Origin of the sequence: Pseudomonas sp. NPDC086566 (genome assembly GCF_050280885.1) — a bacterium.
GTDB classification, from domain to species: domain Bacteria; phylum Pseudomonadota; class Gammaproteobacteria; order Pseudomonadales; family Pseudomonadaceae; genus Aquipseudomonas; species Aquipseudomonas vlassakiae.
Genome location: NZ_JBNNWD010000001.1, coordinates 285636 through 299728, shown reverse-complemented (window position 1 = coordinate 299728; position 14093 = coordinate 285636). Strand labels below are relative to the sequence as shown.

The following is a 14093-nucleotide window of genomic DNA, read 5'->3' as shown; positions in this document are numbered from 1 at the left end:
GGCCATGCCAGAATGCACCGCAGCGCGCCGGAAAGCGCACACTGAACGGTCTTACTGGTCTGAACAGTTGCCCGGCAGCGGCCTGCACCATGAGCGGCACGCCCCGCTTTCGTGCAGCCGGGCACAACCCTGCGCCAGCGCGGAGCAACGCTTGCCAGCGCACGGTAATCGCCGTAAAAAGCCAAAGTCATCGCCTTCCGACCGGTCTGAACAGCATGCTCGATACCCTCCCCCGCGCCGTCCCCGAACAGGCCTTGCAAGGCATTCGCAAGCTGATTGACGAAGGCGTCTATCAACCCGGCGATGCGCTGCCCTCCCAGCGTGACCTTGCCGAGCAGTTGGGAGTGAGCCGGGCATCGCTGCGTGAAGCGCTGTCGTCGCTCAGTGCCCTGGGCCTGGTCAGCGTGCAGCCAGGCAAGGGCGTGTTCGTACAAGCGCCCGTGCCAGCCGCGTCGGCGTTTGCCTGGCCTTATGCCGAACAGGTCTCGGCCAGTGACACCTTCCAGTTGCGTTACGCCCTCGAAGGCTTTGCCGCCGGGCAGGCGGCACTGGCCCTGACCGCAGACGACATCGATCGCCTGGAGGAAAATGTCGAGGCGATGCATCAGGAGTTGCGTGCGGGCCGCTTCGAAACCGCAGCCCGGCTGGATTTCGCGTTCCACCAGCGGTTGCTGCAAGCCTGCGGCAACCACGCGATGCTGCAGGTGATCACCGCAAGCCAGGAAATCTTCCTCGAGAGCCAGAAGCTGCCCTTCATTCGCCCGGAACGGGCCATGGAAACCTGGCAGGAGCACCGCAAGATCCTCCGCGCCCTGAGCCGTCGCTCGCAGGCGGCCGCGCAGAAGGCGATGCAGGAGCACATCCGCAATGCGGCCTCGCGCACCGGCGTGGTGTTTTCGGTATAACGCCTGCCCGTTGCGGTCGTAACAGACATCCCGATGTCGCCCTGAACGATGCGCCCGCCCCTGCTGCCCGGTCTACTGGCCCTTGATAACAACGATGGCGTGCCTGAGCGCGCCACATTCATACAGGCTGCCTATGGAAACCGGAGAGCTTCCGTATGTCTGCATCGCATGAGGTATCCCCCGCCACCCTGCGCAGGGTCATCGCCGCTTCGGCCATCGGCAACTTCGTCGAATGGTTCGACTTCGCCGTGTATGGCTTCCTCGCCACGCTGATCGCCGGGCAGTTCTTCGCCAGCGAAGATGCCAGCGTGGCCCTGCTCAAGACCTTTGCCGTGTTCGCCGTGGCCTTCGCCTTGCGCCCGCTCGGCGGTATCGTGTTCGGTGCACTGGGCGACCGCCTGGGGCGCAAGCGCATCCTGTCGTTGACCATCCTGCTGATGGCAGGCTCGACCACCCTGATCGGCCTGCTGCCGACCTATGCCAGCATCGGCCTTGCCGCGCCGGCGCTGCTGACCCTGGCGCGCTGCCTGCAGGGGTTCTCGGCCGGCGGTGAATACGCCGGCGCCTGCGCCTATCTGATGGAGCATGCACCGCGCAACAAGCGTGCGTTCTACGGCAGCTTCGTGCCGGTCTCGACGTTCTCCGCCTTTGCCTGTGCGGCGGTGATTGCCTATGGCCTGGAGGCCAGCCTGTCGGCCGAGGCGATGACCGCCTGGGGCTGGCGCATCCCGTTCCTGGTGGCTGCGCCGCTGGGACTGGTGGGTTTGTACCTGCGCTGGCGCATGGAGGAAACCCCGGCGTTTCGCGAGGCCGTCGCCCAAGGCAAGGAACATGAACATTCGCCGCTCAAGGAAACCCTGCGCAACCACGGGCGGGCGATCCGCAACCTGGGCATGTTCATTTCGCTGACGGCGCTGTCGTTCTACATGTTCACCACCTACTTCGCCACCTATCTGCAACTGGTCGGCAACCTGACCCGCGCCCAGTCGCTGCTGGTGACCACCGTGGCGCTGCTGTTCGCTGCCGCCGGTTGCCCGCTGGCCGGAGCCTTCTCGGACCGGGTCGGGCGGCGCAAGACCATTGGCTTCACCTGCCTGTGGGTGATGGTCTGCGTGTTCCCCGCTTACTGGCTGGCCAGTTCCGGTTCGATGTCGGGGGCGCTGCTGGGGGTGATCCTGCTGGCGGTGGGGGCGCTGTGCAGTGGCGTGGTGACCGCGGCGCTGCTGTCGGAAAGCTTCCCGACGCGGACCCGCTACACCGCGTCGGCAATTACCTACAACGTGGCCTATACGTTGTTTGGCGGTACCGCGCCGCTGGTGGCGACCTGGCTGATCGGGCAGACCGGCAGCAGCCTGGCGCCGGCGTTCTACCTGGTGGTGATAGCGCTGGTGGCGCTGGTGGGTGGGCTGGCGTTGCCGGAGACATCGCGGATCTCGTTGCATGACGAATCCGGCACTGATGTGAGCCCTCAGGTCCGCACTTCGGCCTGAGTCACTCTGGGCCGCTTTGCGGCCCTTTCCGACCGGTCCGGCAAGGCCGCACAGGGGTACGCGATCTCTCAGGGAGTAACTGTATTACTCAGTTTCTAAAAATCGGCGCGATCCCTGTGGGAGCGGGCTTGCCCCGCGAAAGGGCCGGTGATGGCACAATATTTTGCAAACAGTTCGCCAAATGCCCAACCGGCACATCACCTAGTGTTGCCCTTGAACCTTCTTCAAGGGGACAACACATGGAACGTGCCCACTCTCATCTCCTGCGTCGTGGTCGTTTCTCTCAACCCGGTGGCTTGTATTTACTGAGACCGGGCGTTGCGCCGGGAAGAGAGTGTGCTGCAAGTAGCGAGGTACATTATTGCCAATCCGATCAGAGCAGGTTTAGTCAGGCATGCTAGGGATTACCCGAATTGGGATGCGATATGGGTATGACGCACCGGCCTGTTCGCGGGGCAAGCCCGCTCCCACAGGTTCATAACCAATGTTCAGACTGTGATCAGCCTGCAGCAGCTCAGTCCCATACTTAACTTCAGGCTGTGATTAGGCTGAAAGAACTCAGTTTCATCATTCAACTCAGGCTATGGTAAGCCTGTGGGCCTTGTGTCGCGAAAGGGCCGCAAAGCGGCCCCGGCTATTTCAATCCTCTTCGCGCCTGTATGCCCATTGATACAAAGCCGGCAACACCAACAGAGTCAACGCCGTCGACGACAGAATCCCGCCAATCACCACCGTCGCCAGCGGCCGCTGCACCTCGGCCCCGGTGCCGGTGGCCAACGCCATCGGAATGAACCCCAACGACGCCACCAGCGCGGTCATCAGCACCGGCCGCAAGCGCGTCAATGCCCCCTCCTCGACCGCCGCACGCACGCCACGCCCTTGCTCTCGCAGGTTGCGAATGAAGGCAATCATCACCAGGCCATTGAGCACCGCCACACCCGACAAGGCAATGAAGCCCACCCCTGCGGAAATCGACAGCGGAATCTCGCGAAGCCACAGCGCCAGCACCCCGCCGGTCAAGGCAAACGGAATCCCGGTGAACACCAGCAAGCCGTCCTTGAGGTTGTTGAACATCATCAGCAGCAATGCCATCACCAGCAGCAGCGCTACCGGCACCACCACCCGCAAGCGCTCGGCCGCCGACTGCAGCTGCTCGAACTGGCCGCCCCAGCGGGTCCAGTAGCCCGGCGGGATCTGCACCTGCTCGAGCAAGGTCTGCTCGGCCTGCTCGACAAACGAACCCAGGTCGCGCCCGCGCACGTTGGCGCTGACCACGACCACGCGCTTGCCATCCTCGCGGCTGACTTGATTCGGCCCCAGTTGCAGGTTCAACGTGGCCACCTGCGACAGCGGGATGAAGCCGATCTGTGCCGCACCGGCTGCAGCGCTGGCCGGTACCGGAATCAGCAGGCTGCCCAGGCCATCGACATCGGTCCGCAGGGTTTCGGACAGGCGCACCACCATGTCGAAACGGCGATCGCCTTCGTACAGCGTGCCCGCCGTGCGCCCGCCGACGGCGATGGCGATGGCGTCCTGCACGTCGCCCACATTCAGGCCATGGCGGGCGGCCTTGTCGCGGTCGATGTCGATGGTCAGTACCGGCAGGCCGGTGGTCTGCTCGACCTTCACTTCCGAGGCGCCGGGTACCTGTTGCAAACTGCCGGCGATCTGCGTGGCGGTGCGGTTGAGCACGTCCATGTCATCCCCGAACACCTTCACCGCCACGTCGCTGCGCACACCGGAGATCAGCTCGTTGAAGCGCAACTGGATCGGCTGCGACAGCTCGTAGTTGCTGCCCGGCACGCTGGCAGCTGCACGCTGCACCTCGGCAATCAGTTCCTCGCGGAGCTTGCCGGGGTCGGCCCACTGCTCGCGCGGGCGCAGCATCACGTAGGCATCGGAGATGTTCGGCGGCATCGGGTCGGAGGCGATCTCGGCGGTGCCGGTGCGGGCAAACACCCGCTCCACCTCCGGCACCTGTGCGATGATCGCCTGCTCCAGGCGCTGCTGCATGTCCACCGACTGCGACAGGCTGGTGCCTGGCACGCGCAACGCCTGCAAGGCAAAATCGCCTTCGCTGAGGCTGGGGATGAACTCGCTGCCCATGCGGCTGGCCATGAGCCCGGACAGCAGCACCAGCCCGGCGGCTGTGGTGAACGCCAGCTTGCGCCGGCCCAGCACCCACTCGAGCACCGGTGCGTAGCGCAGGCGGGCGGTGCGCATGAGCACGCCCTCTTCTTCCTTGACCTTGCCGGTGACGAACAGCGCGATAGCGGCCGGCACGAAGGTCACCGAAAGGATCATGGCGCCCAGTAGTGCCATCACCACGGTGAAGGCCATTGGGTGGAACATCTTGCCCTCGACCCCGGTCAGGGCAAAGATCGGCAGGTACACCACCATGATGATCAACTGCCCGTAGATCAGCGGTCGGCGCGCCTCACGGGCGGCGGCGAACACCTCGTGGAAGCGTTCGGCACGGGTCAGCATGCGGCCATGGCGCTGCTGCGCATGGGCCAGGCGGCGAATGGCGTTTTCGACGATGACCACCGCGCCATCGACGATGATGCCGAAGTCCAGGGCGCCGAGGCTCATCAGGTTGGCACTGACCTTGTTGCTGAACATGCCTGTGAAGGTGAACAGCATCGACAGCGGGATGACCATGGCCGTGATCAGCGCAGCGCGAATGTTGCCCAGGAACAGGAAGAGCACGGCAATCACCAGGACCGCGCCTTCGACCAGGTTCTTCTTCACCGTGGCGATGGCCTTTTCGACCAGGTGGGTGCGGTCATAGACCGTGACCGCCACCACACCCTTGGGCAGGTTGCGGTTGATCTCGGCGAGCTTGGCCGCCACTGCCTGGGACACCGTGCGGCTGTTCTCGCCGATCAGCATGAACACCGTGCCCAGCACCACTTCGCGGCCGTTCTCGGTGGCCGCGCCAGCGCGCAGCTCTTCGCCCAGACCAACCTGGGCAACATGGCTGACGCGGATCGGCGTGCCATCGACACTGGAAATGACGATGTTGGCGATGTCTTCGGCCGAGGCCACCTGCCCCGGCGCGCGGATCAGCAGCTGCTCGCCGTTGCGCTCGATGTAGCCGGCACCGACGTTGGCGTTGTTGCGCTCAAGCGCCGCGATCAGGTCGTTGAGCGTGAGCTTGTAGGCCGCCAGGCGCTTGGGCTCGGGGGCGATCAGGTACTGCTTGGCGTGGCCGCCGATGCTGTTGACCTCGGCGACGCCGGGCACGTTGCGCAGCTGCGGCTTGATGATCCAGTCCTGGATCACCCGCAGGTCGGTCGCCGTGTAAGGCGTGCCGTCGTCCTTGAGCGCGCCCTGCTCGGCCTCCACCGTCCACAGGAAGATTTCCCCCAGGCCCGTGGAGATCGGCCCCATGCCGGCCTCGATGCCTTCGGGCAACTGCTCGCGGGCCACCTGCAGGCGCTCGTTGACCAGTTGCCGGGCGAAGAAGATATCGGTGCCATCGTCGAAGATCACCGTCACCTGCGACAGCCCCGAGCGCGACAGCGAGCGGGTCTGTTTCAGGCCCGGCAGGCCAGCCATGGCGGTCTCGATGGCAAAGGTGATGCGCTGCTCGGTCTCCAGCGGCGAATAGCCCGGCGCGGCGGTGTTGATCTGCACCTGGACATTAGTGATATCCGGCACCGCATCGATCGGCAGTTGCTGGTAGCTGTGGATACCCACGGCAGCCATCAGCATCACGGCGAGCATCACCACCAGGCGCTGCTCGATGGCGAATTGGATCAGGCGTTCGAACATGCAAGCGTCCCCGCAATCAATGGCTGTGCTCGGCTGATGCCTTGCCGAGCTCGGATTTGAGGACGAAGCTGCCAGCGGCAGCCACCTGGGTACCGGCCGCCAGGCCTGAGGTGATCTCCACCTGGCCGGCGTCGCGGCGGCCGGTCTGCACCGGGCGGGCCTCGAAACCTTCGTCGGTGCGAGCGAACACCACGGTCTGTTCCTCCCAGCTCTGCAACGCGCTCTCGGGCACGACGACGGCGGCATTGAAGCGCTCGACATTGACCGCAATGTTGACGAACAGCCCGGGGCGCCATGCGCCGTCAGGGTTGGCCAGGGTGGCGCGCACGGTGGCGGCGCGGTTCTGTTCGCCGAGCAGGCTACCGACGTAGTTGATCTTGCCCTCGACCTCGGCGCCGAGGTCCGGTGCGCTGACGGTCACGCTGCGCCCGCTGGTGACCCGGGCCAGGTCGCGGGGTGCGACGGCGAAGGTGGCCCAGACCCGGCTCAGGTCGGACAAGGTAAAGGCATTGCTGGTCTCGTCGACCACCTCGCCCACGGTCAGGTGCTTTTCTACCACCACGGCATCGAAGGGGGCGCGCAATTCGTAGCGGTTACCGGCACCGGCCGGGCCGACCGCGGCCACCTTCTGCCGGGCATTGGCCAGGGCGATCTCGGCCTCTTGCAAGGCCTGACGCGCTTGCAGGTAGTCCTGCTCGGCGCTGATGCGTTCCTGCCACAGTTGCTGCTCGCGCTGGAAGGTCAGGCGCGCCAGTTCAAGGCGGCGCTGGGCGGCTTGCTGCTCACTGCGCAGGTCGGAGATCTGCTGGCTGGCGATCACCGCCAGCACCTGGCCGCGCTTGACCGCCTGGCCGAGCTCGGCCTGTACCGCCTCGACCACCCCCGGCACCCGTGGCACCACATGGGCAGTGCGGTCTTCATCGAAGCGGATCTCGCCAGGGAAGCTGATGGCGGTGTCCAGTGCCCGTGGGGCGGCGGCGGCCAGCTGGATGCCGGCCGACTCGATCTGGGCGATCGACAGGTGCAGCGCACCTTCCTTTTCCTGGTGCGCTTCACCAGCCTCATCTCTGTCACCGTGGCTGTCTTCGCCATGATCGTCGTGCCGGGGCTCTGCGCTACTGGCTTGGCCATTGCCGGTCTGACCCAGGCTGCCTGTCCAGGCCAGGCCAGCCACGCCGAGAACGGCGATGGCAGCGGCCAGGAGAGCGAGTTTGCGCGGGTTAGCCATTGTTGCTCCTACTGCTCGAAATGTTGCTCAAACCATCCAGGTCGCCGTAGATCCGCTCGACCTGTGCCCGTGCATCGGTTGCCGCGGCCAAGGCCTCGAGGTACAGCCCGCGCGCGTCGATCAAGGTGCGCTGGGCGTCGAGCACGTCGAGAAAGGCGAACTTGCCCATCTCGAAGCCACGGGTGGCGGTGTCCACGGCCTGCTGCGCCGACGGCAGGATGGTGCGGTCGTAGGCCTGCACCTCCTGCATCGCCGTGCGCCATTGATCGACAGCGCTACGGGTTTCGCTGCGCAGGCGCAGTTCCACAGCGTTGCGCAGGTCGCGGGCCTGGTCGGCGCGGCGTGCGGCGGACAGCACGTTGCCCTGGTTGCGGTCGAACAACGGCAAGGGCATCGACAGCCCGACCACGTTGATCCGCTCGCGGTCCTCACGGCTGTACTGGCTGCCGACGCTGACGGTGAGGTTGGGAATGCGCAGGGCCTTTTCCGAGCCCAGCGACGCTTCGCCGCGCTCGACCTGGGCGGCCGCCAGGCGCCACTCGGCGGTCCGTTCGATCTGGCCGAGCAAAGCATCGGCTGAAGGTGCAGCGCCAGGCGACTGGCTGGCCGCCTGCAAGGTGTCGAAGGTCGCCAGCGGACTGCCGGTCAACCGCGCCAGGGCCTGGTAGGCCACCGTGCGCTGGGTTTCGGCACGCCGCACCTCGGCCTGGGCCTGGGCCAGTTGGACCTGGGCGCGGGTGACCTCCACCGGTGACGACTGGCCGGCCGTGACCCGGCCCTGGACTACCCGTAGGCCACGCTCGGTCAGCGCTTGCGACTGCTGCGCCAGTTCCACGCCGGTCTGCGCGCGCAGGGCGGCGTGATACGCCTGGACCACATCGGCGCGCAAGCCATTGCGCTGGCGTTCGAGCTCCAGCTGGGCAATGGCCTGGCCGGCACCAGCCACAGCGATGCGGGCACCGCGCTTGCCGCCCAGCTCCAGTGGCTGGCTGAGGGTGATGGTGCTGGTGCTGGTTTCGCGCCGGGTGTCCTCCATTTCCCAGGCCAGTTCAGGGTTGGGAATCAACCCGGCCTGACGCCGCTCGCCCTCGGCAATGCCGATGTCGCGACCGGCTGCGGCCAGTTCAGGGTTGTTGGCAAAGGCGGCGCTCAGCGCCTCGGGCAGGCTCATGCCTAGCCCGGCCTCGGCGCTGGCGGTGGCCGCCAGCAACAGGCCGAGCAAGGCGATCTTGCGGGGGGTGGGCACTTCGAGAGTCCTCGTCGACAAGCGTTGGCGAAGGACTGTAGAGAGGGCTGGTTATCGAGGCGGTGGCGTGAACATTACAATTGCGTAATCCGGAACGCTGCCGGACAAGTTCGATAATCGCCCACTTTGCCCCCCTGCGACACCTGAGCGGATTGACGTAATTAACCACCCGGTACAAACATAGCGGCATTCAACAACAACAAAGCGATGCCCGTCATGAAGCCCCTTATCCTCGTGCTCAATGGCCCCAACCTGAACATGCTGGGAACCCGCGAACCCGCCCAGTATGGCCACGAAACCCTGGCCGACCTGGCCCAGGGTTGCGCCGACACTGCCCATGCCCACGGCCTGGAAATCGAATTTCGCCAGACCAACCACGAAGGTGAACTGATCGACTGGATCCACGCCGCCCGGGGCCGCTGTGCCGGTATCGTGATCAACCCCGGCGCCTGGACCCACACTTCGGTAGCGATTCGCGATGCCCTGGTGGCCAGCGAACTCCCGGTCATCGAGGTACACCTGTCCAACGTGCACAAGCGCGAGCCGTTCCGCCACCTGTCGTTTGTCTCGTCGATTGCCGTGGGGGTCATCTGCGGCCTGGGCAGCCATGGCTACCGCATGGCCCTGAGCCACTTTGCCGAGATGTTCCAGGAGCCGCGCGCATGAGCCAGCCCGCCATCCTCGCCGGCCTGATCGGCCGTGGCATCCAGCTTTCGCGCACCCCTGCCCTGCACGAACACGAAGGCGACGCCCAGCACCTGCGTTACCTCTATCGCCTGATCGACGCCGACCAGCTCCAGCTGGAAGACAGCGCCCTGGCGCAGCTGCTCGATGCGGCCCAGCACACCGGCTTCACCGGGCTCAACATCACCTACCCATTCAAGCAGGCCATCCTGCCGCTGCTCGATGAGCTGTCGGACGAGGCACGTGGCATCGGCGCGGTGAACACCGTGGTGCTCAAGGACGGCAAGCGGGTCGGCCACAACACCGACTGCCTGGGCTTCGCCGAAGGCTTGCGGCGTGGCCTGCCGGATGTGTCGCGCCGGCGCGTGGTACAAATGGGCGCTGGTGGCGCCGGTTCGGCGGTGGCCCATGCGCTGCTGAGCGAAGGGGTCGGGCAACTGGTGCTGTTCGAAGTGGATGCAACGCGCGCCCAGGCTTTGGTTGACAACCTCAATGGCCATTTCGGCGCGGGTCGCGCGGTACTTGGCACGGACCTCGCGGTCGAAGTGGCCGAAGCCGACGGCCTGGTCAATACCACGCCAGTGGGCATGGCCAAGTTGCCAGGCACGCCGCTCCCGGTGGAGCTGTTGCACCCGGGGCTGTGGGTGGCTGAAATCATCTACTTCCCGCTGGAGACAGAACTGCTGAAAGCCGCACGGGCGCTGGGTTGCCGCACGCTCGATGGCAGCAACATGGCGGTGTTCCAGGCGGTCAAGGCGTTCGAGCTGTTCAGTGGCAAACAGGCAGATGCCGAGCGGATGCAGGCGCATTTCGCCAGTTTCTCCTGACAAACCGCGCCGGCCTCTTCGCGGGTGAGCCCGCTCCCACAGGTACAGCACCGCCTGTGAAAGCCAGGTGATCCTGGGGGAGCGGGTTTACCCGCGAAGAGGCCGGCACAGGTTTACCCTTTCTCATCCAGCAACGCCTTTATCACCTGCTCCTGCCCGGCATAGTCACCCTCGCCAAAGTGCACATGCCGCACCTGCCCCTGCCGGTCGACAAAGTAATGCGCTGGCCAGAACTGGTTACCCCAGGCATTCCACACCTGGTAGTCATTGTCCACCGCGACCGGGTAAGCGATACCCAGGCTGGCCACCTTGCTTTGCAACTGGCTGACATCATGCTCGTAGTCGTACTCCGGCGTATGCACGCCCACCACCACCAGGCCCTGGTCGGCATAGCGCCGTGCCCAGTCGTTGACGTGCGGCAGGCTGCGCTGGCAATTGATGCAGTCCCAGGTCCAGAAGTCCACCAGCACCACCTTGCCCTTGAGCGCCGGGGCGTCCAAGGGTGGCGAGTTGAGCCATTGGCTGGCACCGGCCAGCGACGGCATGCTGCCGTAACTGTCGCGAGCCATCAATTGCCCTCCAGCGAGGCCCAGGCCAACCAGCGCCAAGGCCACGCTCGCCACCTTCAGCAGCCCTCGGCGATCAGTTGTCATGGCAACCGCTCGTGGCGTAGCTGCGGTATTCGACGCTCTGGTACTGGCCTTGGGAGTCGAGGTAGTCCATGCGCGTCTTGACCGGGCCGCAGGCATTGCGCTGGTCGTCTTTCAGCGACAGCACCTTCTTTACATCCAGGTGATCGCCGTAGCGGTACTGCATGACGCTGGCGTCGTTCGTGGACGTGGAACTGGCATTGGCGGCAACGGCACCGAAGCTGAGCACGGCGAACACGCTGGCGCTGGCGATGGTCTTGAAGTTCATGGCATCTCTCCTTGCAACTTTTCAGGAATGGGGATCACTGCTCCCCGGTGAGAGCCATTTCACGCCCGCCAGGTATCTCGAATGTGTCGCCCCGGCCTGTGATCTGCTTCCTGCTGTATCTCCACCCAGCCCAGATACACTGCAATACAAAACCGCACAGGCAAGTCCCTACGCGCTCGGTACACTGCGCCCACTCCCCTTTTGAAAAGGAACGCTGCAAATGGAACATGTCGATCACATCCTGATCGTCGACGACGACCGTGAGATCCGCGAACTGGTCGGCAATTACCTGAAAAAGAGTGGTTTGCGCACCAGCATCGTCGCCGACGGCCGGCAGATGCGCGCGTTCCTCGAGGCCAACAGCGTCGACCTGATCGTCCTCGACATCATGATGCCTGGCGACGACGGCCTGCTGCTGTGCCGCGAACTGCGTGCCAGCAAGCACCGCAACACGCCGGTTCTGATGCTGACCGCACGCAACGACGAGACCGACCGCATCATTGGCCTGGAAATGGGCGCCGACGACTACCTGACCAAGCCGTTCTCCGCCCGCGAACTGCTGGCGCGCATCAATGCCGTGCTGCGCCGCACCCGCATGCTGCCACCGAACCTGACCATCAGTGAAAGCAGCCGCCTGCTCGCCTTCGGCCAGTGGCGCCTGGACACCACCGCCCGCCACCTGCTCGACAGCGAAGGCACGCTGGTGGCGCTGAGCGGCGCCGAATACCGCCTGTTGCGGGTGTTCCTCGACCATCCGCAACGGGTGCTCAGCCGCGAGCAGTTGCTGAACCTGACCCAAGGCCGCGAGGCGGACATCTTCGACCGCTCCATCGACCTGCTGGTCAGCCGCCTGCGTCAGCGCCTGGGCGACGATGCCCGAGAGCCGAGCTGCATCAAGACCGTTCGCAGTGAGGGCTATGTGTTCTCGCTGGCCGTGCAACTGCTCGAGTCACCGGCATGAAATGGCCGCGCACCCTCGCCTCACGCCTGGCACTGATCTTCTTCACCGGGCTGGTGCTGGCCTATGGCTTGTCGTTCAGCCTGCAGGCATACGAGCGCTACATCAGCAGCCGCTCGATGATGCTCAGCAACCTCGAGCAGGATGTGGTCACCTCGGTGGCCATCCTCGACCGCCTGCCTGCCGCCGAGCGTGCAGCCTGGCTGCCGAGGCTGGAGCGGCGCACCTATCGCTACCGGCTGGACGAAGGCTTGCCGGGTTCAGCGATGCCGAGCACCGATCCTCCCATGGCTGCCGAATCGATCGTCAAGGCCATCGGTGCCCAGTACCCGCTGACCTTCCAGGACATTCCCGGCCCCAACGCCCACTTCCAGGCCCACCTGCGCCTGGCCGATGGTGCGCCACTGACCATCGATGTCACGCCTGCACCCGTCCCGGTAGCGCGCTGGTTGCCGCTGGTTCTGCTGATCCAGCTGGCGGTACTGCTCTTCTGCACCTGGCTCGCCGTGCGCCTGGCCATCGGGCCGCTCACCCGCCTGGTCCAGGCAGTGGACACCCTCGACCCGGACAAGCCTGGCGTGCTGCTGGATGAGAGCGGCCCGCGCGAGGTCAAGTACGCCGCCGTGGCGTTCAATGCCCTGCAGGCACGCATCGCCGCCTACCTCAAAGAGCGCATGCAGTTGCTTGCTGCCATTTCCCACGACCTGCAAACACCGATCACGCGCATGAAACTGCGGGTCGAGGTGATGGACGACAGCGTCGAGAAAGACAAGCTCTGGCATGACCTGGACGCCATGGAGCACCTGGTCCGCGAAGGCGTGGCCTACGCTCGCAGCATGGACATCAACACCGAGGCGCCCTGCCGGATCAACCTCGACGCCTTCCTCGACAGCGTGGTGTTCGACTACCAGGACAGTGGCGCCCAGGTGGAACGCCAGGGCGCTACCGGCAGTCTGCTGGAAACGCGCCCGCATGCTTTGCGCCGTGTGCTGGTGAACCTGGTGGACAATGCGCTGAAATTTGCCGGCAAGGCGCAGCTTGAAGTCAGCCGCGAGCGGGGCAAGACGCTGATTCGGGTCCTCGATGAAGGCCCGGGGATACCCGCCGATGAGCTGGACGAGGTACTCAAGCCGTTCTACCGGGTTGAAAGCTCGCGCAATCGCAGTACCGGCGGCACTGGCCTCGGCCTGGCCATTGCCCAGCAACTGACCCAGGCCATGGGTGGCAGGCTGACGCTGAGCAACCGGAAAAGCGGAGGGTTATGCGCGCAGATCGAGCTGTAGCGCCCCTGAGCGGCGGCCTGAAGAGGCCGCCCTACAGCCCCGATGGCTACAGTCCGATACACAAAGCCACTTTCACCGACACACTGCAGATACCCGTCCCGTACACACTCCCGGTCACACCATGACACCCGGGAGATCTCATCCATGAAGCCGCTGTCCCTGCCCTCCGGTTGGAAGCTGTTCGCCGCCCTTGCTGGCCTGACCTTGTTCATGACCGCCGTGGTACTGCTCAGTTATCCGCCCGGTGCGGATGGCCTGCGCAGCGCCATCCGCGCCACCGCACGCAGTTCTTTCGCGCTGTTTTTGCTGGCCTTCCTGGCCTCGTCGCTGGTCACGCTGCTGCCTGGCAACGGCAGCCGTCGGTTGCTCCGCGAGCGGCGCTACGTAGGCCTGGCCTTCGCCTTTTCGCATACCGTGCATGGCCTGTTGATCTACCGCTACGCCCAGCAATTCCCTGAGCTGTTCTGGGCCGGGCGCACCGTCACCTCGAGCCTGCCCGGCAGTATCGGCTACCTGTTCCTGATGCTGCTCACCCTGACGTCGTTCAAGGCCCCGATGCGCCTGCTCGGCGGCCGTGCCTGGAAAACCCTGCACAGCACCGGCATGTGGGTACTGGCCGGGGTGTTCTGCCTGTCGTTCTACAAACGCATCCCCCTGGGCGGCTGGTACCCGCTGGCGTTCGCCCTGATGTTCAGCGCCGCGGCGCTCAAGCTGACCGCCAAGCTGGCTCACCAGCAACGCCGCGCAACCTCTGCCCTTTCCTGACAAGAGATGACC

12 protein-coding genes and 1 pseudogene are annotated in these 14093 nt (G+C 65.2%); 8 read left to right on the top strand and 5 right to left on the bottom strand.

The features are described 5' to 3' along the window. Positions 1–215: 215 nt before the first annotated feature. From ACQKPS_RS01335 to ACQKPS_RS01325, 3 genes and pseudogenes are all read left to right on the top strand, one after another. A complete protein-coding gene (locus ACQKPS_RS01335) occupies positions 216–905 on the top strand; it encodes a FadR/GntR family transcriptional regulator (protein ID WP_254480452.1) in 690 nt (229 codons plus the stop codon). Positions 906–1060: 155 nt separating this feature from the next. Next, a complete protein-coding gene (locus ACQKPS_RS01330) occupies positions 1061–2395 on the top strand; it encodes an MFS transporter (protein ID WP_427602241.1) in 1335 nt (444 codons plus the stop codon). A 309-nt stretch (positions 2396–2704) separates the two neighbouring features. Next, a pseudogene (locus tag ACQKPS_RS01325) lies at positions 2705–2830 on the top strand (REP-associated tyrosine transposase); the annotation flags it as partial. 204 nt (positions 2831–3034) lie between these two features. Here the strand turns inward: ACQKPS_RS01325 and ACQKPS_RS01320 are convergent. From ACQKPS_RS01320 to ACQKPS_RS01310, 3 genes are read right to left on the bottom strand one after another with little or no spacing between them, the layout of a single operon-like run. Continuing rightward, positions 3035–6172: a CusA/CzcA family heavy metal efflux RND transporter gene (locus ACQKPS_RS01320; protein WP_254480454.1), complete on the bottom strand. Its 3138-nt coding sequence runs from the start codon at positions 6170–6172 to the stop codon at positions 3035–3037. Between the two features lie 16 nt (positions 6173–6188). Beyond that, positions 6189–7400, bottom strand: a complete 1212-nt coding sequence (locus ACQKPS_RS01315) for an efflux RND transporter periplasmic adaptor subunit (protein ID WP_427602239.1) — start codon at positions 7398–7400, stop codon at positions 6189–6191. Continuing rightward, complete coding sequence (locus ACQKPS_RS01310) at positions 7393–8646, bottom strand: TolC family protein (protein WP_427602237.1); 1254 nt, start codon at positions 8644–8646, stop codon at positions 7393–7395. Before ACQKPS_RS01310 ends, ACQKPS_RS01315 begins: the two co-directional genes overlap by 8 nt. Positions 8647–8862: 216 nt before the next feature. Here ACQKPS_RS01310 and aroQ point away from each other — a divergent pair, with 216 nt between their 5' ends. Both aroQ and ACQKPS_RS01300 read left to right on the top strand, forming a co-directional pair. Further along, positions 8863–9312 carry a type II 3-dehydroquinate dehydratase gene (gene aroQ / locus ACQKPS_RS01305; RefSeq protein WP_054885096.1) on the top strand — a complete coding sequence of 150 codons (450 nt, stop codon included), beginning with the start codon at positions 8863–8865 and terminating at the stop codon, positions 9310–9312. Continuing rightward, a complete protein-coding gene (locus ACQKPS_RS01300; protein ID WP_427602235.1) occupies positions 9309–10157 on the top strand; it encodes a shikimate dehydrogenase in 849 nt (282 codons plus the stop codon). Before aroQ ends, ACQKPS_RS01300 begins: the two co-directional genes overlap by 4 nt. Positions 10158–10270: 113 nt before the next feature. Here the strand turns inward: ACQKPS_RS01300 and ACQKPS_RS01295 are convergent, their stop codons facing one another. Both ACQKPS_RS01295 and ACQKPS_RS01290 read right to left on the bottom strand, forming a co-directional pair. Then, on the bottom strand, positions 10271–10810 hold the full coding sequence (locus tag ACQKPS_RS01295) for a thioredoxin family protein (RefSeq protein WP_254480457.1): 540 nt from the start codon (positions 10808–10810) through the stop codon (positions 10271–10273). Further along, entirely contained in the window at positions 10800–11075 is a 276-nt protein-coding gene (locus ACQKPS_RS01290) for a DUF2790 domain-containing protein (protein WP_283723103.1), read from the bottom strand. Before ACQKPS_RS01290 ends, ACQKPS_RS01295 begins: the two co-directional genes overlap by 11 nt. 220 nt (positions 11076–11295) lie before the next feature. Here ACQKPS_RS01290 and ACQKPS_RS01285 point away from each other — a divergent pair, with 220 nt between their 5' ends. From ACQKPS_RS01285 to ACQKPS_RS01275, 3 genes are all read left to right on the top strand, one after another. After that, positions 11296–12036 carry a response regulator gene (locus ACQKPS_RS01285; RefSeq protein WP_254480459.1) on the top strand — a complete coding sequence of 247 codons (741 nt, stop codon included), beginning with the start codon at positions 11296–11298 and terminating at the stop codon, positions 12034–12036. Beyond that, complete coding sequence (locus ACQKPS_RS01280; protein ID WP_254480460.1) at positions 12033–13316, top strand: sensor histidine kinase; 1284 nt, start codon at positions 12033–12035, stop codon at positions 13314–13316. Before ACQKPS_RS01285 ends, ACQKPS_RS01280 begins: the two co-directional genes overlap by 4 nt. 144 nt (positions 13317–13460) lie before the next feature. Beyond that, positions 13461–14081, top strand: coding sequence for a ferric reductase-like transmembrane domain-containing protein (locus ACQKPS_RS01275; protein ID WP_427602232.1), 621 nt, complete (start codon positions 13461–13463; stop codon positions 14079–14081). Positions 14082–14093 lie beyond the last annotated feature (12 nt).